The organism is Zobellella endophytica (genome assembly GCF_003012775.1).
GTDB classification, from domain to species: Bacteria; Pseudomonadota; Gammaproteobacteria; order Enterobacterales; family Aeromonadaceae; genus Oceanimonas; species Oceanimonas endophytica.
The window spans coordinates 64,355-88,056 of sequence record NZ_PXYG01000010.1; the positions used below are offsets into that span (position 1 = coordinate 64,355).

General features: G+C 64.3%; 26 protein-coding genes. 13 read left to right on the forward strand and 13 right to left on the reverse strand.

The annotated features are described in order from the left end of the window. Nucleotides 1-112: 112 nt before the first annotated feature. Nucleotides 113-658, reverse strand: coding sequence for a YtfJ family protein (locus C7H85_RS17465; protein ID WP_106730990.1), 546 nt, complete (start codon nt 656-658; stop codon nt 113-115). A gap of 125 nt (nt 659-783) precedes the next feature. Further along, nucleotides 784-1,314 carry an inorganic diphosphatase gene (gene ppa / locus C7H85_RS17470; protein ID WP_106730991.1) on the reverse strand — a complete coding sequence of 177 codons (531 nt, stop codon included), beginning with the start codon at nt 1,312-1,314 and terminating at the stop codon, nt 784-786. Between the two features lie 196 nt (nt 1,315-1,510). On the opposite strand from ppa, the gene mpl reads away from it, so the two are divergent. The 5 genes from mpl (at nt 1,511) to C7H85_RS17495 (ending at nt 5,886) form a co-directional block, all read left to right on the forward strand. Further along, a complete protein-coding gene (mpl, locus tag C7H85_RS17475) occupies nt 1,511-2,869 on the forward strand; it encodes a UDP-N-acetylmuramate:L-alanyl-gamma-D-glutamyl-meso-diaminopimelate ligase (protein WP_106730992.1) in 1,359 nt (452 codons plus the stop codon). Further along, nucleotides 2,862-3,494 carry a flavin prenyltransferase UbiX gene (locus C7H85_RS17480; RefSeq protein ID WP_106730993.1) on the forward strand — a complete coding sequence of 211 codons (633 nt, stop codon included), beginning with the start codon at nt 2,862-2,864 and terminating at the stop codon, nt 3,492-3,494. The genes mpl and C7H85_RS17480 overlap by 8 nt, the downstream gene beginning before the upstream one ends. 81 nt (nt 3,495-3,575) lie before the next feature. Next, nucleotides 3,576-4,106 (forward strand): hypoxanthine phosphoribosyltransferase, encoded by a 531-nt coding sequence (gene hpt, locus C7H85_RS17485; protein ID WP_106730994.1) that lies wholly within the window; start codon nt 3,576-3,578, stop codon nt 4,104-4,106. A gap of 86 nt (nt 4,107-4,192) precedes the next feature. After that, entirely contained in the window at nt 4,193-5,116 is a 924-nt protein-coding gene (locus tag C7H85_RS17490) for an ABC transporter ATP-binding protein (protein WP_106730995.1), read from the forward strand. After that, the gene (locus C7H85_RS17495) at nt 5,113-5,886 is read left to right on the forward strand and encodes an ABC transporter permease (protein ID WP_106730996.1); all 774 of its coding nucleotides are present in this window, start codon (nt 5,113-5,115) and stop codon (nt 5,884-5,886) included. Before C7H85_RS17490 ends, C7H85_RS17495 begins: the two co-directional genes overlap by 4 nt. Before the next feature lie 59 nt (nt 5,887-5,945). On the opposite strand, the gene panD is transcribed toward C7H85_RS17495, so the two are convergent. From panD to dksA, 7 genes are all read right to left on the reverse strand, one after another. Next, nucleotides 5,946-6,332, reverse strand: coding sequence for an aspartate 1-decarboxylase (gene panD / locus C7H85_RS17500; protein WP_425445082.1), 387 nt, complete (start codon nt 6,330-6,332; stop codon nt 5,946-5,948). A 183-nt stretch (nt 6,333-6,515) separates the two neighbouring features. After that, nucleotides 6,516-7,361: a pantoate--beta-alanine ligase gene (gene panC, locus C7H85_RS17505; RefSeq protein WP_106730997.1), complete on the reverse strand. Its 846-nt coding sequence runs from the start codon at nt 7,359-7,361 to the stop codon at nt 6,516-6,518. A 9-nt stretch (nt 7,362-7,370) separates the two neighbouring features. Next, nucleotides 7,371-8,165 carry a 3-methyl-2-oxobutanoate hydroxymethyltransferase gene (gene panB / locus C7H85_RS17510; RefSeq protein ID WP_106730998.1) on the reverse strand — a complete coding sequence of 265 codons (795 nt, stop codon included), beginning with the start codon at nt 8,163-8,165 and terminating at the stop codon, nt 7,371-7,373. 12 nt (nt 8,166-8,177) lie between these two features. Then, on the reverse strand, nt 8,178-8,666 hold the full coding sequence (folK, locus tag C7H85_RS17515) for a 2-amino-4-hydroxy-6-hydroxymethyldihydropteridine diphosphokinase (RefSeq protein WP_106730999.1): 489 nt from the start codon (nt 8,664-8,666) through the stop codon (nt 8,178-8,180). Further along, nucleotides 8,663-10,039 carry a polynucleotide adenylyltransferase PcnB gene (gene pcnB / locus C7H85_RS17520; protein WP_168388278.1) on the reverse strand — a complete coding sequence of 459 codons (1,377 nt, stop codon included), beginning with the start codon at nt 10,037-10,039 and terminating at the stop codon, nt 8,663-8,665. Before pcnB ends, folK begins: the two co-directional genes overlap by 4 nt. A gap of 52 nt (nt 10,040-10,091) precedes the next feature. Beyond that, complete coding sequence (gluQRS, locus tag C7H85_RS17525; RefSeq protein ID WP_106731001.1) at nt 10,092-11,015, reverse strand: tRNA glutamyl-Q(34) synthetase GluQRS; 924 nt, start codon at nt 11,013-11,015, stop codon at nt 10,092-10,094. A gap of 15 nt (nt 11,016-11,030) precedes the next feature. Then, nucleotides 11,031-11,483 carry an RNA polymerase-binding protein DksA gene (gene dksA / locus C7H85_RS17530; protein ID WP_106731002.1) on the reverse strand — a complete coding sequence of 151 codons (453 nt, stop codon included), beginning with the start codon at nt 11,481-11,483 and terminating at the stop codon, nt 11,031-11,033. Nucleotides 11,484-11,767: 284 nt separating this feature from the next. On the opposite strand from dksA, the gene sfsA reads away from it, so the two are divergent. Then, nucleotides 11,768-12,469, forward strand: a complete 702-nt coding sequence (sfsA, locus tag C7H85_RS17535) for a DNA/RNA nuclease SfsA (protein ID WP_106731003.1) — start codon at nt 11,768-11,770, stop codon at nt 12,467-12,469. On the opposite strand, the gene thpR is transcribed toward sfsA, so the two are convergent. Next, a complete protein-coding gene (gene thpR, locus C7H85_RS17540) occupies nt 12,459-12,971 on the reverse strand; it encodes an RNA 2',3'-cyclic phosphodiesterase (RefSeq protein ID WP_106731004.1) in 513 nt (170 codons plus the stop codon). The genes sfsA and thpR overlap by 11 nt on opposite strands. Before the next feature lie 70 nt (nt 12,972-13,041). Between thpR and hrpB the strand changes: the two genes are divergently transcribed. From hrpB to C7H85_RS17555, 3 genes are all read left to right on the forward strand, one after another. Then, complete coding sequence (gene hrpB, locus C7H85_RS17545) at nt 13,042-15,474, forward strand: ATP-dependent helicase HrpB (RefSeq protein ID WP_168388277.1); 2,433 nt, start codon at nt 13,042-13,044, stop codon at nt 15,472-15,474. A gap of 2 nt (nt 15,475-15,476) precedes the next feature. Further along, nucleotides 15,477-17,816 (forward strand): penicillin-binding protein 1B, encoded by a 2,340-nt coding sequence (gene mrcB, locus C7H85_RS17550; protein ID WP_106731006.1) that lies wholly within the window; start codon nt 15,477-15,479, stop codon nt 17,814-17,816. Between the two features lie 61 nt (nt 17,817-17,877). Beyond that, complete coding sequence (locus tag C7H85_RS17555) at nt 17,878-18,303, forward strand: VOC family protein (RefSeq protein WP_106731007.1); 426 nt, start codon at nt 17,878-17,880, stop codon at nt 18,301-18,303. Between the two features lie 2 nt (nt 18,304-18,305). Here the strand turns inward: C7H85_RS17555 and hemL are convergent, their stop codons facing one another. Beyond that, the gene (gene hemL / locus C7H85_RS17560) at nt 18,306-19,592 is read right to left on the reverse strand and encodes a glutamate-1-semialdehyde 2,1-aminomutase (protein ID WP_106731008.1); all 1,287 of its coding nucleotides are present in this window, start codon (nt 19,590-19,592) and stop codon (nt 18,306-18,308) included. Between the two features lie 159 nt (nt 19,593-19,751). On the opposite strand from hemL, the gene C7H85_RS17565 reads away from it, so the two are divergent. The 4 genes from C7H85_RS17565 to C7H85_RS17580 are packed head-to-tail and all read left to right on the forward strand — an operon-like array spanning nt 19,752 to nt 21,545. Then, a complete protein-coding gene (locus C7H85_RS17565) occupies nt 19,752-20,390 on the forward strand; it encodes a DUF6776 family protein (RefSeq protein WP_146140480.1) in 639 nt (212 codons plus the stop codon). Between the two features lie 55 nt (nt 20,391-20,445). Then, on the forward strand, nt 20,446-20,790 hold the full coding sequence (erpA, locus tag C7H85_RS17570) for an iron-sulfur cluster insertion protein ErpA (RefSeq protein WP_094041024.1): 345 nt from the start codon (nt 20,446-20,448) through the stop codon (nt 20,788-20,790). A 9-nt stretch (nt 20,791-20,799) separates the two neighbouring features. After that, nucleotides 20,800-21,123, forward strand: coding sequence for a glutaredoxin family protein (locus C7H85_RS17575; RefSeq protein WP_106731010.1), 324 nt, complete (start codon nt 20,800-20,802; stop codon nt 21,121-21,123). Continuing rightward, nucleotides 21,120-21,545 (forward strand): HIT domain-containing protein, encoded by a 426-nt coding sequence (locus C7H85_RS17580; RefSeq protein ID WP_106731011.1) that lies wholly within the window; start codon nt 21,120-21,122, stop codon nt 21,543-21,545. The genes C7H85_RS17575 and C7H85_RS17580 overlap by 4 nt, the downstream gene beginning before the upstream one ends. A 64-nt stretch (nt 21,546-21,609) precedes the next feature. On the opposite strand, the gene C7H85_RS17585 is transcribed toward C7H85_RS17580, so the two are convergent. Both C7H85_RS17585 and C7H85_RS17590 read right to left on the reverse strand, forming a co-directional pair. Further along, a complete protein-coding gene (locus C7H85_RS17585) occupies nt 21,610-22,038 on the reverse strand; it encodes a universal stress protein (protein ID WP_106731012.1) in 429 nt (142 codons plus the stop codon). A 269-nt stretch (nt 22,039-22,307) separates the two neighbouring features. Continuing rightward, the gene (locus C7H85_RS17590) at nt 22,308-23,597 is read right to left on the reverse strand and encodes a peptidoglycan DD-metalloendopeptidase family protein (RefSeq protein ID WP_106731013.1); all 1,290 of its coding nucleotides are present in this window, start codon (nt 23,595-23,597) and stop codon (nt 22,308-22,310) included. Nucleotides 23,598-23,702: the final 105 nt, after the last annotated feature.

Below are 23,702 nucleotides of genomic sequence, written 5' to 3' on the forward strand. Positions count from 1 at the left end.
AGAATGACCTGGTTGCTTCTGTTTGTTGGCTATATCTCGAGCCTCGGGATACTGGCCACCATGATAGAGTAACCCCAAATAAAAAATAAGGCCCGTTCAGGGCCTTATTTTGTTATTGGACCAGCGCTTGCCGCACCTGTATCAGCACCTGCTCGACCTCCTGCGGGCTCAGGGCGCCTTCCTTGGCGAAACGCACCAGTCCTTCCCTGTCCAGCACTATGATGGCTGAGTTCTTCGGCTGCAGTTGCCACTGTTGGGCGACCCGTCCCTGCTCGTCCAACACGATGGAAGACCAGGGGAACTCCTGCTTGCTGCCTTCGGCGCTGCCGCGCACGAAGGGCGCGGTGCCGAAAACCGCGTCGTCCACGTTGATGATGGTCACCGTCTGGTAGCGGTCCCGGGGCAGTCCGGCGGCCTTGATCGCCTCGATCAGCGGCGCGTTCAGCTCCTTGGCGCCGCCGCGTCCGGCGATATGCTGGATCACCCGTACCTTGCCCGGCAGTTCGTTGACGCCCCAGATACGCTCCCCGAGCCGTTCTCCATCCAGTATCAGCTCGCCCCTGTCGCTGACGCTGACCGGCGGCAGCGGCTGGTTGAATTGCAGCTTGTGGGCCGAGGCCAGGAAGGGCAGGCAGACCAGCAGTATCCATGCTTTCATCGGTTTCGCTCCTGGTGGTGTGAGGTCTGACCTGCTCAGCCTAAAGAATGTTGATTTTTTGTCAAATAAATAAGCATAAAAAAAGAGCACCGAAGTGCTCTTCTTGAATCCGGATGCCGGGGCGATCAGGCGTTGTTGTAACGCTCGGCGGAGGTCAGGATTTCGGCTTCGGCGGCGGCCTTGTCTTCCCAGCCGTCCACCTTCACCCACTTGCCCGCTTCCAGCTCCTTGTAGCGCTCGAAGAAGTGCTTGATCTGGGCCTTGAGCAGCTCGGGCAGGTCGTTTACGTCCTGGATATGGTCGTATTCCCTGGTCAGCTTGCTGTGCGGCACGGCCACGATCTTGGCGTCCTCACCGGACTCGTCGGTCATCTTCAGCACGCCCACCGGGCGGCAGCGGATCACGGCGCCGGGCACCAGCGGATGCGGGGTGGGCACCAGCACGTCGACCGGGTCGCCGTCCAGGGACAGGGTCTGGTTCACGTAGCCGTAGTTGCAGGGGTAGAACATGGGAGTGGCCATGAAACGATCCACGAACACGGCACCGGTGTCCTTGTCGATCTCGTACTTGATGGGATCGGCGTTCTGCGGGATCTCGATGACTACATAGATATCTTCGGGCAGGCTCTTTCCGGCCGGGACCTGGTTCAGGCTCATGACGTTTCCTTTAATGTTGTCTGTGACTGGGTTGTTAACCGAGTTTACCACCGTGACCCCTGCGCATCTGTTATACAAATGGGTAAGGGGGCTTCAGGGGCGACATTATAACCGCTGTCGCAGGGATCACCATACAAGTGCCCAAAGCGGCAACGGATTGTTAGAATGCAGGCTTCACAGCGGCCAGGGGCAGGTTATGCACATTCACATTCTGGGTATTTGCGGTACTTTCATGGGCGGGCTGGCGGTGCTGGCCCGACAGCTGGGGTACAGGGTGACCGGCAGCGATGCCAACGTCTACCCGCCGATGAGTACCCAGCTCGAGCAGCAGGGTATCGATCTGATCGAAGGTTATGATCCGGCCCAGCTGGAGCCGGTGCCCGATCTGGTGGTGGTGGGCAATGCCATGAGCCGGGGTAACCCCTGCGTGGAAGCGGTGCTCGACCGGCGTATCCCCTATACCTCGGGACCCCAGTGGCTGCTGGAGCACGTGCTGCAAAGCCGCTGGGTGCTGGCGGTGGCCGGTACCCACGGCAAGACCACCACCTCCGGCATGCTGGCCTGGATCCTGGAAGACTGCGGGCTGAAGCCCGGCTTCCTGATCGGCGGCGTGCCCGGCAACTTCGAGGTGTCCGCCCGCCTGGGTGAAGCGCCCTTTTTCGTGATCGAGGCGGACGAGTACGACAGCGCCTTCTTCGACAAGCGCTCCAAGTTCGTGCACTACCGGCCCAGCACCCTGATCCTCAACAACCTCGAATTCGATCATGCGGACATCTTCCCAGATCTGGCGGCGATCCAACGGCAATTCCACCATCTGCTGCGGATGGTGCCCGGCCATGGCCGCATCCTGATGCCGACCCGGACCCCGGCACTGGAAGAGGTCAGGGCCATGGGCTGCTGGAGCGAGCTGGAGTACCTGGGCGAGGGCGGCCTCTGGCAGGCCGAGCCCCTGGCCGCCGACGGCAGCCGCTTCACCGTGTTGCTCGAGGGCCGGCCGGTGGGCGAGGTGAGCTGGCCCTGCATCGGCCTGCACAATGTGCACAACGGCCTGATGGCGCTGGCCGCCGCCCGCCACGCCGGGGTGCCGGTGGCACAAGCCATCGACGCCCTGTGCCGCTTCGTGCCGCCCAAACGGCGGATGGAGCAGAAGGGCGAGGTGGCCGGTATCCGGGTGTGGGACGACTTCGCCCACCATCCCACCGCCATCCAGACCACCCTGGCCGGGCTCAAGGCCCGCACCACCGAGGGGCGGGTGCTGGCGGTGCTGGAGCCCCGCTCCAACACCATGAAGATGGGGGTGCACCAGCAGGAGCTGGCGGATTCCCTGCAAGGGGCCGACGCCACCTACCTGTTCCGGCCGTCGGAAATCCGCTGGGATCTGGCGGCGGTGGCGGCGGCCTGCCCCCAAGGGCGGCTGTTCGAGGAACTGGATACCCTCGTCACCGCCCTGGTGGCCGAGGCCCGGCCCGGCGATCAGATACTGGTGATGAGCAACGGCGGTTTCGGCGGCATCCACGGCCGGCTGCTGGCGGCGCTGGAGGCGGCCCATGGCTGAATATCCGCGCGAGCGGCAGATCACCCTGGCCCTGAGCGGCGCCTCCGGCGCCCCCTACGCCCTGGCGCTGCTGGAGCGGCTGTTGGCCGCCGGCATCCAGGTACACCTGCTGGTGTCCGGCGCCGCCCGGGTGGTGCTGGCCACCGAGCAGGGAGAACAGTGGCCGGGCAAGCCGGAGGTGCTGGCCGCCTGGCTGGGCGAGCGTTACAGCGCGGTGCCCGGGCAGATCCGGGTCTACGGCAAGGAGGAATGGTTCTCGCCGGTGGCTTCGGGCTCGGGGGCGCCCAGGCGGATGGTGATCTGCCCCTGCTCCATGGGCACGGTGGCCTCCATCGCGGCGGGGGTGTCGGACAACCTGATCGAGCGGGCCGCCGACGTGGTGATCAAGGAGAAGGGGCAGCTTATCCTGGTGCCGCGGGAGACCCCCTTCTCGGCCCTGCACCTGGAAAACCTGCTCAAGCTGGCCCGGCTCGGGGTCACCATCATGCCGGCGGCGCCGGGTTTCTATCACCAGCCCCAATCCATCGCGGATCTGGTCGATTTTATGGTGGCGCGGATCCTGGATCACCTAGGGCTGGAGCAGGATCTGGTGCAACGCTGGGGCTACGGCGGCGGCGAAAGCTGACCCGGCATGCAGATTTTCGCAAATTCCGCTAGAATGCCGCTTTAATCACAGCCGGGTTTTGGGCCCGAATGGAGCTAAAACATGAAACACCGAGTGGACGTCCTGATCAGTACCGAAGAGGTGAGCGCCAGGATCCGGGCCCTGGGCGAGCAGATCAACGCACACTTCGCGGGCGTCGATGAACTGGTGATGGTCGGGCTGCTGCGCGGCTCCTGCGTGTTCATGGCCGATCTGTGCCGCGAAATCGAGCTGCCGGTACGGCTCGACTTCATGACCGCCTCCAGCTACGGCAGCGGCATGGAGAGCAACCGGGATGTGCGTATCCTCAAGGATCTGGACGACGAGATCCACGGCAAGCACGTACTGATTGTCGAGGACATCATCGATACCGGTTATACCCTGAGCAAGGTGAAGGAGATCCTGTCCTTGCGCAACCCGGCTTCGCTCAGCATCTGCACCCTGCTCGACAAGCCCGAGCGGCGCGAGGCTCAGGTGCCGGTGGACTGGGTCGGTTTTACCATCCCCGACGAGTTCGTGGTAGGCTATGGCATCGATTATGCCCAGCGCTATCGCAACCTGCCCTATATCGGCAAGGTAGTGCCGCTGGAATAAGTCCGGAAAGTCATTTCCCTTCTTGCTAATGTACCTTCATATGCCTGGTCCTTGCCCAGGCATATGTTTTTGATCTGGAGCCAAGCATGACCAAAGCACTGGAGATCGAGGGCCTGCGCAAAACCTACGCCGGTGGCGTGGAGGCGCTCAAGGGCATCGATCTGACCGTGGCGCAGGGCGACTTCTACGCCCTGCTCGGGCCCAACGGGGCCGGCAAGTCGACCACCATCGGCATCATCTCCTCCCTGGTGAACAAAACCGCCGGCAAGGTAAAGGTGTTCGGTTACGATATCGACAGCCAGCTGGAGCAGGCCAAGTCCCAGATTGGCCTGGTGCCCCAGGAATTCAACTTCAACCAGTTCGAGAAGGTAGAGCAGATTGTAGTCAACCAGGCCGGGCTGTACGGGGTGGAGCGCAAGGAGGCCAAACAACGCGCCGAGCGCTACCTGAAGCAGCTGGATCTGTGGGAGAAGCGGGACCAGCCGGCCCGCACCCTGTCCGGCGGCATGAAGCGCCGGTTGATGATCGCCCGCGCCCTGATGCACGAACCCCGCCTGCTGATCCTGGACGAACCCACCGCCGGGGTGGATATCGAGATCCGCCGCGCCATGTGGGATTTCCTCAAGGAGATCAACAGCCAGCAGGGTATCACCATCATCCTCACCACCCATTACCTGGAAGAGGCGGAGATGCTGTGCCGCCATATCGGCATCATCGACAAGGGCCGGCTGGTGGAAAACACCACCATGAAGGGGCTGCTCGGCAAGCTCAACGTGGAAACCTTTATCCTGGATCTGGCCCCCGACAGCCGGGAGCCCTTTCTGTCCGGCTTCAACTGGCAATTGGTTGACGATCACACCCTGGAGGTGGAGGTGAAGAAGGAGCAGGGGCTCAACGGCGTGTTCGGCCAGCTCAACGAGCAGGGCATCCGGGTGCTGAGCATGCGCAACAAGGCCAACCGGCTGGAAGAATTGTTCGTGACACTGGTGGAGCAGGGGAGGAAAGCATGAACGCCAGGCAATACTACATCGCCTTTCGCAGCATTCTGCACAAAGAGATAGTGCGTTTCACCCGCATCTGGGTGCAGACCCTGGTGCCGCCGGCCATCACCATGACCCTGTATTTCGTGATCTTCGGCAGCCTGATCGGCAGCCGTATCGGCGAGATGGGTGGTTATTCCTACATGGCCTTTATCGTGCCAGGCCTGATCATGATGTCGGTGATCACCAACTCCTACTCCAACGTGGCGTCGTCGTTTTTCAGCGCCAAGTTCCAGCGCAACGTGGAGGAGCTGCTGGTGGCGCCGGTGCCCACCTATGTGATCATCGCCGGCTACGTGGGCGGCGGCGTGGTGCGCGGCCTGGCGGTGGGGCTGATCGTCAGCCTGGTGTCGCTGTTCTTCGTGGAGCTGCAGGTCAGCCACCTGTTCAGCATCGTCTTTACCGTCTTTCTGACCGCGGTGCTGTTTTCGCTGGCCGGGCTTATCAATGCCATCTTCGCCCGCACCTTCGACGATATCAGCATCATCCCCACCTTCGTGCTGACGCCGCTGACCTACCTGGGCGGGGTCTTCTACTCCATCGAGCTGCTGCCCGGCTTCTGGCAGACGGTCTCCCAGGCCAACCCGGTGCTGTACATGGTGAACGCCTTCCGCTACGGCTTCCTCGGCATCACCGACGTGCCGCTGGTGACCGCCTATGGTATCATCATCGGCTTTATCGCCCTGTTCTACGGCGCCGCCTGGTACCTGATCCATACCGGCCGGGGACTGCGACACTGAGCGAAAAAAGGCAGCCAATCGGCTGCCTTTTTTCTCTAACTGAAAGGGAGAATCCGCGATCAGGCCAGCTGCAGGGGGATGTCCTTGCTGGTGCGCACTATGTTGTTGTGGGCGTCCAGATACACCAGGCTGGGCTTGTAGTGTTCCAGCTGCTGTTCGGTCATGGGCGCGTAGGCGCAGATGATGATGCGATCGCCCACTGCGGCCTTGCGGGCGGCGGCGCCGTTCAGGGAGATCATCTTCGAGCCGCGCTCGCCGGAAATGGCGTAGGTATGGAAGCGCTCGCCGTTCTCGATGTTGTAGATGTCGATCTGCTCGTACTCGCGGATATTGACCGCGTCCAGCAGATCCTGATCGATGGCGCAGGAGCCTTCGTAGTTGAGTTCGGCGTGGGTGACCCGGGCCTGGTGCAGCTTGCCCCTGAGCATGATGCGTTGCATATCCATGTTTAGCTTGTCTCCGTCAATTACCGCCCTGAGGGCTTATGGTTTTGCGACAGTGCCCGGAGGGGGGAGCCAGGCTCACGCCGACTCGCCGTGAACCCATCCCTGGGGGCTCGACGGCGCCATCCCTGGCGCCAACGGTCGGCTTAGAGCCTGGCTCCCCCTCCCAGCAAGACCTGAGTGTCACTACAGGGGCACTACCTGGTTATCTATCAGTCTGGCCTTGCCCAGGAAGGCGGCCATTAAAATCACCGCGGCCCGGCTTTGCTCGCCGAGCGGTGCGAGGGTATCGGCATCGACGATATCGATGCCGTCGGTGCGAAAGCCGGCGCCGTCCAGCCGGGTGACGCCTTCTTTCACCAATTGTTCAAGGTCACGCTCGCCCGCGGCCAGGCGTTCGGCCAGCCGGTTCATGGTGGCGGCAAGCATCGGTGCCAGGGCCCGCTCCGCCTCGCTCAGGTAACCGTTGCGGGAGCTCAGCGCCAGGCCGTCCTCGGCGCGCACCGTGGGCACGCCCAGGATCTCCACCGGCAGGTTCAGATCGGCGGTCATTTTACGGATCAGCGCCAGCTGCTGGTAGTCTTTTTCGCCGAAGCAGGCCAGATCCGGCTGTACCAGGTTGAACAGCTTGCACACTACGGTGCTGACGCCGTCGAAGTGGCCCGGACGCAGGGCCCCTTCCAGCACCTCGGCGATGCCGGGCACGCTGATCCGGGTCTGTTGTTGCTGGCCGGCCGGGTACATCAGCTCGGGGGTGGGGATAAATACCAGATCCGCCTGCCCGCCGAGGCGCTCGCAGTCCTGCTCCAGGGTGCGCGGGTAGGCGGCCAGATCGGCGGCCCGGTCGAACTGCAGCGGATTGACGAAAATGCTCACCACCACCTTGTCGGCGCGGGCCCGGGCCTGCTGCACCAGCTCCAGGTGGCCCTGGTGCAGGTTGCCCATGGTGGGCACGAAGCCGATGCGCTCGCCGTTGCGGCGCCAGCCGGTGATGACGGCCCTCAGTTCCTCTATGGTACTGACCAGTTGCATCTTCTGCCCTCAGTTGAAGCTGTGCTCGGGACCGGGGAAGCGGCCCTCGGCCACCTCGGCCACATAGGTTTCGATGGCGGCCCTGACGTTGCCGCTTTCGGCCAGGAAGTTCTTGGTGAACTTGGGCACATAGCCGGAAGTCAGCCCCAGGGCGTCCTGCATCACCAGCACCTGGCCGTCGGTATCGGGGCCTGCGCCGATGCCGATCACCGGGATGCTCAGCTCCCGGCTGATGTCGGCGGCCAGTTTGCTGGGCACGCATTCCAGCACCAGCAGCTGCATGCCGGCCGCCTCCAGGGCCTTGGCGTGACGCTTGATCTGCTCCGCCTGCTCGGTCTCGCGGCCCTGCAGCTTGAAGCCGCCGAACACGTGTACCGACTGGGGGGTGAGCCCCAGATGGCCGCACACCGGCACCCCCTGGCGGGTCAGTTGGGTGACGGTGTCCGCCAGCCAGTCGCCGCCTTCCAGCTTGACCATGTGGGCGCCAGCCCGCATCAGGGTAGCGGCGCTGGCACAGGCCTGTTCCGGGGTGCTATAGCTCATGAACGGCATGTCGGCGACGATAAGCGCCTTTTTGCTGCCATTGGCCACACAGCGGGTGTGATAGGCGATGTCGTCCACGCTGACCTTGAGGGTGCTGGCCTCGCCCTGCAGCACCATGCCGAGGGAGTCGCCGATCAGGATGGAGTGCACCCCGGCCTGTTCGAACAGGGCGGCGAAGGTGGCGTCATAGGCGGTGATCATGGCGATTTTCTGGCCGGCCTGTTTCATCGCCCGCAGGCGGGCCGTGGTGATTTTGCTCATGGTGGTTTCCTGTTACTGCGCTGGCAACCGGATCATGCCGTTGGGCGGGCAGTCCTGCAGCAGCCGGGCCAGGGGTGTGCCGCAGGGCAGCACCAGCTCCGGCGCCAGGTCGGCCAGCGGATAAAGCACGAATTCCCTTTGTTTCATGCCGTAGTGGGGGATGGTCAGCCGCTCGTCCCGGATCTGCAGCTCGCCGTAGAGCAGTATGTCCAGATCCAGGGGGCGGGGGCCCCAGCGTTCGTCCTTGCGCACCCGTCCATGGGCCAGCTCTATCGCCTGCAGGGCGTCGAGCAGGGCATGGGGGGAGAGCAGGGTGTCGAAGCTTGAGACGCCGTTGACATAGGCCGGCTGGTCCGCTGGTCCCATGGGGCGGCTTCGGTACAACGGCGAGTGGCGCAGGCTGCCGGGCGCGGCCAGCTTCGTGAGCGCCAGCTGGGCGGCCCGGAGCTGGGCCGCTGGGTCATTCAGGTTGGCGCCGAGGGCGACAAAGACCCGGGTCACGTCTCTTTTCTCCGGCGCGGGCGGCGACGGGGCCGCTTGCGGGGCGGACGCGGGCCCGGCTCCGCATCCCCGTTTTCCTGGTCGTCGGCGGTGCGGGCCAGCTGCTGGCGGTCGACCGGGTTGGCGGCCTGGAAGTCGGTCCACCACTCGGCCAGTTCCTTGAGCCGCGGATCCAGCTCGGCGCGTAGCAGCAAGAAGTCGTAACCGGCGCGGAATTTGGGATGTTCGAGCAGCCGGTAGGGGCGTTTGCCGGCCCGCTTGGGCAGCCGCTCCTGCAGTTGCCAGATGTCCCTGACCACGCTGCTGAAGCGGCGGGGAATGGCCACCGTCTTCACCTGGCGACTGATCACTTCGTCGGCGGCCAGCATAAAGGCATCGTAATAGCCGAGGCCGCCGTCGTTGACGAATTCCTGGGTGCGGGTTTCCACCGGCCCCCACAACAGGGCGGCATAGAGGAAGGCGGGGGTGACCCGCAGGTCCTGGGCGATACGCTCGTCGGTGTTGGCCAGGGCTAGTTCGATAAAGCGGCCGTAGCGGTTGTGGCCCCGGCCCATCACCTCGGCGGTTTCCGGGAACAGCGGTGCGAACAGGCCGTAGTGCTGCATTTGGCGGTAGGTTTCCTGGCCCTGGCCGGCGAGGAACAGCTTGAGGGTTTCCTCGAACAGACGGGCGGGGGGGATGTCGGACAGCAGCGGCGCCAGGCTTTGGATGGGAGCCTCGGTACGTGGGCTAATCGCCAGATCCAGCTTGGCGGAGAAACGCACCGCCCGCAGCATGCGCACCGGGTCTTCCCGGTAACGGGTTTCCGGATCGCCAATCAGTTCCAGCCGGCGCGCTTCCAGATCCTTGAGCCCCCCGGCGAAGCCGAGCACGCTGAAGTCGGCGATGTTGTAGTAGAGGGCGTTGACCGTGAAATCGCGCCGTTCGGCGTCTTCTTCAATGGTGCCGTAGACGTTGTCGCGCAACAGCATGCCTTCGGAAGACTGGGCGGAAATGTGCTTATTGGTGTTCACCTGATGGTGGTGACCGCGAAAGGTGGCTACTTCAATCACGTCCCGGCCGAACAGTACATGGGCCAGACGGAAGCGACGCCCTACCAGGCGGCAGTTGCTGAAAAGCTGCTTGACCTGTTCAGGGGTGGCGTTGGTGGCGATATCGAAGTCCTTGGGTTGGCGGCCCAGCAGCAAGTCACGCACCCCGCCGCCCACCAGGTAGGCTTCGAAGCCGGCCTTGTTCAGGCGATACAACACTTTGAGGGCGTTCTCACTGATTTGTCGGCGCGAAATTCCATGCTGGTCGCGCTCTAGCACCACGGGTTGCAACGGCAACGCCTCCTGTTGTCGGGTGAGCAGCTTTTTACAAAAGCCGGCAATCTGGGAAAAAATGGGACACCTCGCAAGGCCTTAAGCTAAGAAAATCGGCGCACTATGATAGCGCAGGGCGCTGGAAATGCGAACTATCTGCGTAATTCAGCTCTATCTGTGGGCAGCTCGGGACTTTTTCGAGTCGCCAGTGTGCTATCGCCCAGTGCAGTAACTGGTGGCAGTCCGCCCCCTTCAGCTCGGCGGGCGGTTGCTGTCCGAGAAATGCCAGCGCCTGCCAGAGGTGATCACCGGCACGGGTTTTGTCCAGCGGCGGCGCATGATTCTGCTTGGACAGCTTGCTGCCGGCCTGCACCGCCAGCGGCAGGTGCAGCCAGCCGGGCTCGGGGGCGCCCAGCAGCCGGTACAGGGCTATCTGGCGCACCGTGGGTTCGAGCAGGTCCGCACCGCGCACCACCTCGGTAATGCCCGCGTCCCGGTCGTCGATCACCACCGCCAGGTTGTAGGCATAGAGGCCGTCGCGCCGGTGCACGATAAAATCCTCCTCCGCCAGGGCCCGGGAAACCACCACCGGACCCTGCAGCCGATCCTCGAAGCCGTAAACCGGCTGGTGCAGCTTCAGCCGCACCGCCGCTCCGGCCGCCGGCAGGCCCAGCTCCCGGCAGTGGCCGTTGTAGAAACCGCCGGCGGCGCCGATCATCCTGCGGGTGCAATGGCAGTTGTAGCTCAACCCGCGGCCGGCCCAGTCATCCAGCACCGCCTGATAGTGGGCGTGGCGCCGGCTCTGGTATACCACCTCGCCGTCCCAGTGCAGGCCGAAGGCCTCGAGGGTGCGCAGGATATCGTCGGCGGCACCGGGGATTTCCCGGGGCGGATCCAGATCCTCGATGCGCACCAGCCATCGGCCATGGCTGACCCTGGCTTGCAGGTAGCTGCCGAGGGCGGCGATCAGGGAACCGAAATGAAGGGGACCGCTGGGCGAGGGAGCAAAGCGCCCAATATTGCGGTCGGGCGCCGGGTGGTTCATGCTGGTGGGGCCGGTTCAGTAACCGGCCATCTGTTTTTCCTTGATTTCGGCCAGGGTCTTGCAGTCGATGCACAGATCCGCGGTGGGGCGAGCTTCCAGCCGGCGGATACCGATTTCCACGCCGCAGTGTTCGCAGTAGCCAAAATCGTCATCTTCGATTTTCTGCAGGGTCTTCTCGATCTTCTTGATCAGCTTGCGTTCCCGATCCCGGGCGCGCAACTCGAGGGCAAATTCTTCTTCCTGGGCGGCCCGGTCCACCGGGTCGGGGAAGTTGGCGGCCTCGTCTTTCATGTGGCCAACGGTGCGATCCACCTCTTCGCGCAGCTGATTGCGCCAGGCGCCCAGAATCTTGCGGAAGTGCGTTTTCTGCGCCTCGTTCATGTATTCTTCGTCGGCTTTGGGCTGGTAAGGCTCGACGCCGGCAATGGCCAGAATACCGAGAGATTTTTTGGTTTCGATTGCTGGCATTCCGTATCTCCTAAAAAGCAATATTGCGCCAACCAAATTTGAGAAGCGGCTATCTATAGCAGAAAGCATATTAACAAGGCAATTTTGCATTGTATTTTCTGCAGGAATAGCTCCCTAAATACGATGGGGCCGACTTCTCCTGCCACCAGAGCCGAATGATGAAGAGGGTGGCCGCTCTTTGGTAAGCCCTCCATATGGGGATGGGGAATGCGCCTTTCAAGGGTGGTGGTGGCGCTTTACCGCCGGTTACCATGACGCTCCATTTATGAACTATAGGTACAATTGTGCAGTTTTCCTCTTTATGCCGCGGACGGCTGGTGCGGCGCTATAAGCGCTTCCTGGCCGACGTGCTCTACCAGGATCAGCCACTGACCCTGCATTGTCCCAATACCGGCCGCATGACCGGCTGCGCCGAACCGGGCTGGGCGGTGTATTTCTCCACCTCCGCCAACCCCAGGCGCAAATACGCCCATACCTGGGAGCTGGTGGCTGACGACCGGGGCCACTTCATCTGCGTCAATACCGCCCGGGCCAACCAACTGGCGGCGGAGACGCTGGCCGAGCGGCACATTCCCGAACTGGCCGCCTATTCCCGCCTCGAGAGCGAGGTCCGCTACGGCGAGGAAGGCAGCCGCATCGACTTTCTGCTGGGTGGCGACGGGCTGCCCGACTGTTATATCGAGGTCAAGAGCGTCACCCTGCTGGAGCAGGACGGGCAGGGGTACTTCCCGGATACGGTCAGCCTGCGGGCCCAGAAGCATGTGCGCGAGCTGATCGGCTGCGCCCGGGCCGGCCATCGGGCGGTGATGCTGTTCTGTGTGCTGCATACCGGCATCGAACGGGTCAGTTCCGCCCGACACCTGGACCCGGCCTACGGCCGGCTGATCGACGAGGCGCTGGCGGCGGGAGTGGAGTGCCTGGCCTGGCAGGCGGAGATCACCCCGGACGGCATGCGCCTGGCCAGGACGCTGCCTTTCATTCCCTGAGCGGCCAGGCCTGCAGGCAGTCGTAGCGGGGGCCTTGTTCCGTCAGGGTGGAGCGGTACAGGGCGAGACGCTCGGGGACGTAGGTCAGCGGCGAGATGGCCGGCAATGTCGTTCCATTGCAGTGCCGGAACAGCGTGACATGCGGGCGGAAGGCCCGGTGCGAAGGCGCCGTCCCCAGGGCGTGGCAGCCCAGCTCCAGCTCATCGGCCAGCCCCATCAGGGCCTCGGGCGGCCGGCTCGGGCCTATCCAGACCACGCCGGCGCGGGGAAAATAGCCCAGCCGATCGAGGGTCAGGGCGAAAGCGGGCAGGGCGAGCCGGTTCAGGTGGCGTTGCAGCGCCTGCTGGTGCGCCGCCGTGGTCTCGCCCAGGAAACGCAGGGTCAGGTGCAGCTGCTCCGGGGGAATGCGCCGGCCGGGCAGGACCAGGTGATCCTGCAGCCTCGCCAGCGGGACGGCCAGCCGGTCGGCGGGAAAGGCGAGAAAAAGCCGGTTGTCAGCCATGGCCGTTACCATAGTCCTTTCAGTGTGCTTTTGGCACAATATAACCCTCTTCAGTCATTCAGGTAAGAGCGTGCATCAGCTACCCATCGCCGAGGCCCTGCCCCGGTTGCGGCAGGCGTTAACGGCCTCCCGCATCATCGTCGAGGCGCCGCCCGGTGCCGGCAAATCCACCTGGCTGCCGCTCTGGCTGCTGGAGCAGAGTGGTCTGGCCGGGCGTATCATCATGCTGGAGCCCCGCCGGCTGGCCGCTCGCAGCATAGCGCAATACCTGGCCGAACAGCTCGGCGAGGAGCCGGGCGGGCGGGTCGGTTACCGGATGCGCGGCGAGAGCCGGATCGGCCGGCAGACCCGGCTGGAGGTGGTGACCGAAGGGGTGCTGACCCGGATGCTGCAGGCGGATCCCGAACTCGAGGGCGTGGGCCTGCTGATCTTCGACGAGTTCCACGAACGCAGCCTGCAGGCGGATCTGGCCCTGGCCTTCGCCCTGGAATGCCAGGCGCTGCGCGAGGATCTGAAGATCATGGTGATGTCCGCCACCCTGGAAGGGCTGGCGCTTGACCGCCTGCTGCCCGACGCCGAGACCGTCAGCAGCGCCGGGCGCAGCTTTCCGGTGGCGCTGCACTACCAGCCGCGTAACCTGCACAGCCGGCTGGACGAGGCCATGGGCCGGGCCATACTGACGACGATGGAGCTGCATCCCGGCAGCGTGCTGGCCTTCCTGCCCGGCGAGCGGGAGATCCGCGCGGTCCGGGACTGGCTGAGCGACAGGGTGGCCAGCGCGGTCGAGCTCCGGCCCTTGTACGGCCGGCTCACCCTGGCCGAGCAGCGGGCGGCCATCGCCCCGGTGGCCGCGGGCCGGCGCAAGGTGGTGCTGGCCACCAATGTGGCGGAAACCTCGCTGACCATCGACGGCATCAGCATAGTGGTGGACTCGGGGCTGGAGCGACAGGCCCAGTTCGATCCGGCGGCGGGCATCACCCGCCTGCAGAGCCGGCAGATAGGCCAGGCGTCCGCCACCCAGCGCGCCGGACGGGCCGGGCGCCTGCAGCCCGGCGTTTGCCTGCGGCTGTGGAGCCAGGAGCAGCAGGCGCGGCTGGCGCCGCGGCGGCCGGCGGAGATCGAGCAGAGCTGCCTGGCTGGCTTTGTGCTGGAATGCGCCGCCTGGGGCGCCGAGCCGGAGCGGCTGCCGCTGTTGACCCCACCCCCGGCAGCCCAGCTGGCGGCCGCCCGCCGCCAGCTGGAAGGCCTGGGGCTGCTGGCCGGCCAGCAACTGACCCCGTTCGGCCGCCGGGTATGGCAGTTGGGATGCGAACCCTGGCTGGGCCAGCTCTTGCTGACGGCCCAGGCGTGGCAGCAGCAGGGGCGGGCCGGCGCCCTGGCCGATGCGGTCTATCTGGTGGCGCTGCTGGAGGAAGGGCGGCTGGAAAAGGGACCCCTGTCGGGGCAGATCCTGGCCCGGCAGGGCCGGCTGCACCCCGCGGCCCGGCGCTGGTTCAAGCGGCTGAACCAGCCCGACGCCGCCCCCGTCGGCCAGTATCTGGGCCCCTTGCTGGCCAATGCCTGCCCCGACTGGGTGGCGCTGCTGCGCCAGAACAGCCGCTATCAGCTGGCAGGCGGCCTGAGCGCCGACCTGCCACCGGACAGCCCGCTCACCGGCAAGGGCATGCTGGCGGTGGCGGAGCTGAGCAGCAACGACAAGGGCATCTTTATCCAGGGGGCCGAGCCGGTTTCGGTGGCGCAGCTGCAGCAGTTCGTGCCCGCGCGTTTTGACGAGCGGGCCCACCTGCAGTGGGATGCGGATGCCGACCGGGTACGGGCCGAGCGCCAGTGGTGCTTCGGCGGCCTGGTGCTGCAGCGCACGCCGCTGACGGCGATCAGCCCGGAGCAGAAAGCCCGCTGCCTGCTGGACGAAGTGGTTCGGCGTGGCTGGCCGGCGCTGCCGTTGGGAGAGGATGCCCGGCAATACTGGCTCAGATTGACCCTGGCCGGACAAAAGCTGGCCGATTTCGGTTTCGAACCCTGCGACGAAAATCGCTGGCTGGCGGAGGCCGAACACTGGCTGCTGCCTTACCTGGCGGGCCTGGGGCGCTGGGAAGAGCTGAGCCGGCTGGACTGGGCCGCCATTTTCAGGAGCAGACTGGACTGGTCACAACAGCAATTGCTGGATACTCTGCTACCCGGCTGGCTGGAGCTGGCCACCGGTACCAGGGCCGCCATCCGCTACCGGCAGGGGGAGGACCCCGTGCTACCGGTGCAGTTGCAGGAAATGTTCGGCCAGTCGGGCTCCCCCGAGCTGGCCAGGGGCAGGGTGCCCCTGGTGCTGGAGCTGCTGTCGCCGGCCCGGCGCCCGCTGCAGGTTACCCGGGATCTGGCCGCCTTCTGGGCCGGCTCCTATCAGGACGTGAAGAAAGAGATGAAGGGGCGTTACCCCAAACATGTGTGGCCCGATGATCCGGCCAATACGGCACCGACCCGGCACACCAAGAGGCAGATGAAGCACTGATTATGGCAAAACAGACCCGAACCCGGAAATCGACGAAGAAACCCTCACCCAAGCGCCGCGCCAGGTGGGGCCTGCTGTTCAAGCTCGGCCTGGTCGCGGCCGTGTTGATGGGGGTGTTTGGCATTTATCTGGACAGCCAGGTCAGGGCGCGCTTCGAGGGCCAGAAGTGGGCGCTGCCCGCCCTGGTGTACAGCCGTCCGCTGGAGCTGTTCCCGGGGCAGAAGCTGTCCTACCAGCAGATGCTGCGGGAGCTGCAGTTGCTCAATTACCGCAAGGTGGCCGATCCGGCCCGCCCCGGCGAATATGCGGTGACCAACAACCGTATCGAGATCCACCGCCGCCCCTTCAATTTTTCCGACGGCGCCGAGGCGGCCCGCTCCATCCTGCTGACCTTCGACGGCCAGCGGCTGGCGCGCATGCAGAATCCGGCCAACGGCCGGGAGCTGGGCTATGCGCGCATGGATCCGGTGCTGCTCGACCGGCTGAACGTGGAGCAGCGGGAAGACCGGCTGCTGGTGCGGCTGGATCAGGTACCGGAGCTGCTGGTCACCACCCTGCTGACGGTGGAGGACCGGGATTTCTATCAGCATGACGGCGTCTCGCCGCTGGCCATACTGCGGGCCCTGGTGGTCAACATCAAGGCCGGCCGCACGGTGCAGGGCGGCAGCACCCTGACCCAGCAGCTCGCCAAAAACTTCTTCCTGACCCAGGACCGCAGCCTGTGGCGCAAGGTGCAGGAAGCTTACATGGCGCTGATCATCGATTTCCGCTACGACAAGGACGAGATCCTGGAAGCCTACCTGAACGAGGTCTACCTCGGCCAGAACGGGGCCCAGGGGGTGTACGGCTTCGGCTTGGCCAGCTATTTCTATTTCGGCCTGCCGCTGAACGAGCTCAATCCGGACCAGATAGCACTGATGGTGGCGCTGGTGAAAGGCCCCTCGTTCTACGATCCCTGGCGCAACCCGGAGCGGGCTCAGGAGCGGCGTGATCTGGTACTGCGCCTGCTGGCCAACGAAGGCCATATCGACCGGGAAACCTACGAACAGGCCAGCAGCGCACCGCTGCAGCTGATCGAGCGGGGCCGCATGGGCTACGGCCGGACCCCGGCCTTCATGGGGCTGTTGCGCCAGGAGCTGAAGAGCCGCTTCGGCGCCGAGTTCCTCAGCCAGTCCGGGATCAAAATTTTCAGCAGCCTGGATCCCATCGCCCAGCATACCGCCGAACAGGCGGTGGTGGAGCAGCTCAAGCAACTGAAAGCCAACACCAAGCGCGACGATCTGGAAGCGGCCATGGTGGTGTCCAACTGGCGCAAGGGCGAGGTGAGCGCCGTGGTGGGTGGGGCGGATCCCAGCTTTGCCGGCTTCAACCGGGCCCTGGCCGCGCGTCGGGCCATCGGCTCGCTGATCAAGCCGGCGGTGTTTGCCGAAGCACTGGCCAACGGCTATACCCTGGCCAGCCCATTGAAGGACGAGCCGATCAGCCTGCGCAGCGACGGCGGCCAGGTGTGGCGACCCAACAACTACGACCGTCAGTTCCGCGGCCAGGTGATGCTGCATGAGGCGCTGGCCAAGTCGCTGAACGTGCCGACGGTGAACCTGGGGATGGCCATCGGCCTGGACAAGGTGGTCGACAATCTCAAGCGGCTGGGAGTGGAGCAGCCGATGCAGGCCTATCCGTCGCTGCTGCTCGGCACCCTGGAGCTGACCCCCTTCGAGGTCAACCAGATGTACCTGACCCTGGCCAACCAGGGGCTCTATCAGCCGCTGACCTCCATCCGGGCGATCCAGGACGAGCACGGCGAGCTGATTTATCAGCACAGCGCCAGGGCCACCCAGGTGATGGAGCCGGAAGCCGGTTACCTGGCGCTCTATGCCATGACCCGGGTGGTGGCCGGCGGCACCGCGGCGCACCTGGCGGCGCGTTTCCCCAACCGGGTGATGGCGGGCAAGACCGGCACCACCAATGATCTGCGCGATGCCTGGTATGCCGGCATGGACAACGAAGAGCTGGTGACCACCTGGGTCGGCCGGGACGATAACGGCGTGACCGGCCTGACCGGGGCCAGCGGCGCCCTGCGGGTCTACAGCCGTTACCTGGACGGGCGCGGGGTGGACTCGCTGGAGCTGGCGGCGCCGGCCGGTATCGACCAGGTGAACTTCGCCATTCGTGACGGCCAGCCGGCGGATCCCCGCTGCGAGCAAACCCTGCTGCTGCCGGCCAGATCCAGTGGGCTGCCGGGGATCCGCGGTTGCCGCCCGGCTTCGCCCCGACAGCAAGAGCCCGCCACCGGCGAGCCCATCAGCGACTGGCTGCGGGACATTTTCAATTTCGCTCGTTAACGCAGGGTGAAAGCCCCCATCTCTGTATATGCTGAATGATATGGAGATGGAGGGGCTTCCCATGTTTTCTTTTCATCATGTCACCCTGAGCGTGCGGGAGTTGTCCGCGGCGGAAGGGTTTTATAAAGGACTGGGGTTCGAGCCGGTCTATCGCTGGCAGGATAATGCCGGCAGCCTGCAGATCTGCCACCTGCGTCTGGGGCAGGCTTTGCTGGAGCTCTACTGCTTTCGTCCGGAGGAAGAGCCGGAGTTGTCCGGGGTCCCGCCCTGGGCCAATGGGTTTCGACTGGGGCTTAGGCACTTTGCGCTGCTGGTGGACGATCTGGACAAGGCGTTGAGCGCCCTGCACGGGGCCGGCATGCTGGCGGAGAAACCGTCACCGGTTAAAGGCCAGACCTGTACCCGTTATGTGTTTATCCTGGATCCGGACGGCAATAGCGTGGAATTGCTGGAGGGGCCGCTGGTGGAGATCCAGCAGCCCGAATAGGGTTATCCCTTCAATGCCGCGAAGGCCCGATCGGCGGCGGCCAGGGTGTGGGCCAGCTCCTTGTCGCCGTGGGCCAGGGACATGAAGCCGGCCTCGAAGGCGCTGGGAGCCAGGTAGACGCCCTCTGCCAGCATCAGGTGGAAGAAGCGCTTGAAGGCCTCAAGATCACAGCGAGTGACCTGCTCATAGTGGCTGATCTCTTTCTCCCCGGTAAAGAAGAAGCCGAACATGGCGCCCACCCGGGTGGTGGTGAAGGGGATGCCGTGCCGGTCGGCCGCCGCCTGCAGTCCTTCCACCAGGGTCCGGGTTTTCTGCTCCAGCGCCTCGTACACGCCCGGCTGGCTGATGGCGTTCAGGGTGGCCAGGCCGGCGGCCATGGCCACCGGGTTGCCGGACAGGGTCCCCGCCTGGTAAACCGGCCCGGTGGGGGCCAGGTGCTTCATCACCTCGCGGCGGCCGCCGAAGGCGCCGACCGGCATGCCGCCACCGATGATCTTGCCGAGGGTGGTGAGGTCGGGCTTGACCCCGTAGCGCTGCTGGGCACCGCCCAGGGCGGCACGGAAACCGCACATCACCTCATCGAAAATCAGCAGGGCGCCGAACTTATCGCAGAGGGCGCGCAGGCCCTCGAGGAAGCCGGGGGCCGGCGGGATGCAGTTCATGTTGCCGGCCACCGGCTCGACGATGATGCAGGCGATATCGGCTGGGGCGGCCTCGAAGGCGGCCTTGACCGAGTCCAGGTCGTTGAAGGTGGCGGTCAGGGTGTGCTTGGCGAAATCGGCGGGCACGCCCGGGGAATTGGGCTGGCCCAGGGTGAGGGCACCGGAGCCGGCCTTGACCAGCAGGCAGTCGGCGTGACCGTGGTAGCAGCCCTCGAACTTGAGGATCTTGTCCCGGCCGGTGAAGCCGCGGGCCAGGCGGATGGCGCTCATGGTGGCTTCGGTGCCGGAGTTGACCATGCGCACCTGCTCCATGGAGGGCACCAGTTGGTGCACCATTTCCGCCATGGTCACCTCGACCCCGGTGGGAGCGCCGTAGCTCAGGCCGCGCTCCACCGCGTCAAGCACCGCCGCGCGCACCTCGGGGGCATTGTGGCCGAGGATCATCGGGCCCCAGGAGCCGACATAATCGACATAGGCCTGGCCGTCCACGTCGAACAGATAGGCGCCATCGGCCCGCTCGATGAAACGGGGGGTGCCGCCCACGCCGTTGAAGGCGCGCACCGGGGAGTTGACGCCGCCGGGGATCACCCGGCGGGCTTGGGCAAACAGATCATCAGACTTGGACATGTCGTCATCCTTTGAATAGGGTCGGAGGTGGCGCTTGCGGCCAGGGTGGCCAGACTATAACAAAAACCGGCGGGGGCGAGAATCGCCGCCGTTTTCCTGCTGGCGCCGGGGTTCCGGCTTTGGCACAATTCGCGCTCTTTTTTGGCGGGGTTCCCGATGATGAGCAAGCCTGTTTTCAGTCGTCTGCTGTTGTGCTCCCTGATACTCAACCTGGCGCTGGTGGTGGTGGCCGCCTACCTGGGGTTGCGCCACCGGGACATGCAGGCCGCGGTGGCGGTGAGCCGTGAGCAGCAGGAGCGGAGCCGGCAGGAACTGCTGGCGTTGAAGGTGGAGCAGCAGGCCCTGCTGACGGCGGAGAGCAGCCAACTGGCACAACTGCAGGAGCAGTCCCGCTTGCTGGCCGAGCAGGCGCAGCAACTGGCCCTGTACCGCCAGGTGCTGGCTCCGGACGAGGGCCCCGAGCTGCTGCTGGCCCAGGAAGAGATCATGGCCCAGGGTGAACCGGGCCGGTTCAGCTACCGGCTGGTGCTGTTGCAGCCGGGCAGCGCCGGCACCCGGGTAACCGGGACGGCCCGGCTGCGTATCCGGGCGCTGCAGGGCGGTAATACGGTCACCCTCAACGAGGAGGCCCTGGGCGTGGCGCCCGTCACCCTGGACTTCCGTCATTTCCAGGTGTTGTCGGGCAGCCTGGCGCTGCCCGCCGAGACCCGGGCGCAGACCCTGGAACTGCAGCTGGAACTGGATGACAGGAGCAACAGAACCCTGAGCCTGAACTGGCCGATCCCGGACAATACTTGAACTGTTTACTCGGGTATTGGATAATTTCTCCGGTAACCAACCACAAGAGGTAGTGATGAGCGATGCAGTCCCCTTGCCGATCCAGATGAGCGATTCGGCGGCCAACAAGATTAAAGCCCTGATCTCGGAGGAAGAAAACCCCGAGCTCAAGCTCAGAGTCTACATCACCGGTGGTGGTTGTTCCGGCTTTCAGTACGGTTTTACCTTCGACGAGAAAACCAACGACGGAGACACCGTGATCGAGAAGAACGGCGTCATCATGGTGGTGGACGCCATGAGCCTGCAGTATCTGGTGGGAGGTACCGTCGATTATGTGGAAGGCCTGGAAGGTTCCCGCTTCCTGGTGACCAACCCCAATGCCACCAGCACCTGCGGCTGCGGCTCTTCCTTCAGCGTGTAAGGTTGCCCCATGTCTTTGTTCGACTGGTTCAAGGGAGCCGATCATGAAGGCGCGCCGGCGCCGGTGGTGGACTCGCTCGACAAGCTGGCGCTCTATCAGAAGGCCTGGTGTCCCTATTGTCAGCGGGTCAAGGCGGTGATCGGTGAGCTGGATCTCGAGATCACGGAATACGACACCAACGAGCCGGCGCACCTGCAGGCGCTGCTGGCCGGCGGCGGTCAGCGGATGGTGCCCTGCCTGCGCATCGAGCACGCGCCAGGACAGTATTACTGGCTGTACGAGTCCATGGATATCATCGCCTATCTGCGCCGTCACTTCGGAGAGCGGGCATGAGCGAGTTTCGGCTGCATCCGCAACTGGCGGCGGATTGCCTGGTGCTGGGCGAGCTGTCCCTGTGTCGGGTGCTGCTGGCCAAAGACGGCCGCTACCCCTGGCTGATCCTGGTGCCCAGGCGGGACGGCATCCGGGAGATCCACCGGCTGAGCGAGGAGGATCAGCAACAGCTGATGCGGGAGTCCTGCGCCCTGGCCCGCCTGATGGAAACGGAACTGGCGGCGGACAAGCTCAACGTTGCCGCGCTTGGCAACATGGTGCCGCAACTGCATCTGCATCACGTGGCCCGTTTTATCGGCGACGATGCCTGGCCTGGCCCCATCTGGGGCAAACACCCCTCCTTACCCTATCCCGATCCCCAGGCGGAAGCCGAACGTTGGCAACAGCGACTGGCGGACCTCGAAGGTTTTTCCAGCCATTGAGCTTCACATTTCCGGCGAGTGTTCTCCGGGCTGAGTGAGCAGGGGGCCATCGCCCCCCCGCTGCTTATTTGCCGAGGGGGATGACCAGCAGATCGCAGTCAATGTTCTCGATAAGCTGATGAGCCACGGACGAATGCTGGCGAAACAGGTGGTGTTCATGACCGCAGATCAGCAAATCCGCCTCGCAGAACCGTATGGCCTCACAAACCTGCTCTACCAGATCACCGCTGATCAGTATCTGCTTCTCCAGCGGATAGTCCACCGATGCCAGCATCTGCTCCAGCTCCTTTCTGGCGGCCAGCAGCGGCTGGTCTTGCAGCTCGTGGGTGAACACTTCGTACATCTGATTGTACAGGCTCTGCATCTTGAGATTGACGTGGACGATGGAAAGCTTGGCCCGGTTGGTCCTGGCCCGGGCGACGGCCTTGTCCAATACCTTCTGGTAATTGGGGGAAAGATCGATGGTGACGAGAATATGCTGATATCCGCTCATTATTCTTACTCTTCATTCCATTAGTGAGTTTAGCGAGGCCCGACTGTAGAAGGCGGGGGCCGTCGATGGCGCAGCAGCAGGGCAGATGGCGAGTTCATCAACGGCTTGAGCCCGCACCATGCCCGCCTGTTCGCGCTGCCAGTCAATATAACAACGGCAGGAGCAGCGAAACCCGGCGTAGCGCACAATTTTCACATAAAGTTTTACATGAAGATATATTTTGGCAGGAAAACGCCCGGGCAGTCCCTGCGGGTTTGCCCGGGCGTTTGTTACTGTTTTGCCAGCATGATCTCGCTGACCCTATCCAACTGGGCCAGTAACCGGCTGGCCTCGGGCCGGAAGCGGGCCAGCTCCGCGTTCGACAGTATGGCCGCCAGGGGCAGTTTGACGGTCTTGGGGTCCTGGTGCACGCCATTGACCAGAAATTCATAGTGCAAGTGTGGTCCCGTCACCCGGCCGGTGGCGCCGACGGTACCGATCTGCTGCTCCTGTTTCACCTTTTCCCCCTTCTTGACCATGCGCTGATGCAGGTGCAGGTACTTGGTGAGGTAGGTGTCGTCGTGGCGGATCACCACGTAATTGCCGTTAAACTGGCTGTAGCCGGACTCCACCACCACGCCGCTGCCCGCCGCCACCACCGGGGTGCCGGTGCGGGCGGCGTAATCGATGCCCCGGTGCGCCTTGATCTGGCCGGTGACCGGGTGCAGCCGGCGCGGGTTGAAGTTGGAGCTGATATGGGAAAAGTTAACCGGCGCGCGCAGAAAACTCTTGCGCATGGCACGCCCTTCGGGAGAGTAATAGTTGCCATCCTCGTGGCGTACCGCCCGGTATACCTTGCCCTGATTGATGAACTCGGCGGCGATGATGTGGCCGGTATCCACATGGATGCCGTCCTTGTAACTCTGCTCGTACAGTACCGCGAAACGATCGCCGGCGCGGATATCCAGGGCGAAGTCCAGATCCCAGGCGAACATGGCGGCCAGACTCAGGATCTGCCCCGGGTTCAGTCCGGCGGTGACCCCGGCATTCCAGAAATTGGAACTGACCTCGGCCTGGGCATACTGGGTTCGCTGTTCCAGTTCGGCGCTGAGGATCCGGCTCTGTATGCCCCGGGCGGTATGGCGGATGTCGAGGGTGCGGGCGGCGTCCAGGGGATAGCTGAGGGCGCTGAACCCTCCCTGGTGGTCGAGCTGGAAGGTGAGCCGATCACCGGGGTGAATTTTTTTCAGCAGCTCGGCGTGCTCGCCCAGTTGGCCGATATCGTGCAGCAGGGCCGAAGAGAGACGTTGGCGGGCGAAAATGGAGGACAGGGTGTCCCCGGCCGCGACCCTGACGACGACTTCCCTGGCGGCATGGCCCTCGTCGTCGAAGGGCCGGTCCTCGACTTCCAGGGCCAGCCGGCGGCGTTCGCCCTCGTTCTGGCGCGGATCCGCCTGATCCCGGCTGGCCAGGGCCGACTCGGTGGGAGCCAGCAGCAGCAGCAGCATGGCGGCGCTCAGGGCGCCGATGGCGATGCGATGGCCGCGGGGTAACAACTTGAATATTCTGATCACAGGCATGCTTGGCTCTTCCCTGAATCCCTGGCGGATTTTACAGTCTTTCCAATTTTACCGCCATTCCAGTAATATGCCTTCCTTATTTGTTTAGGTCGTCTACGTTCACAG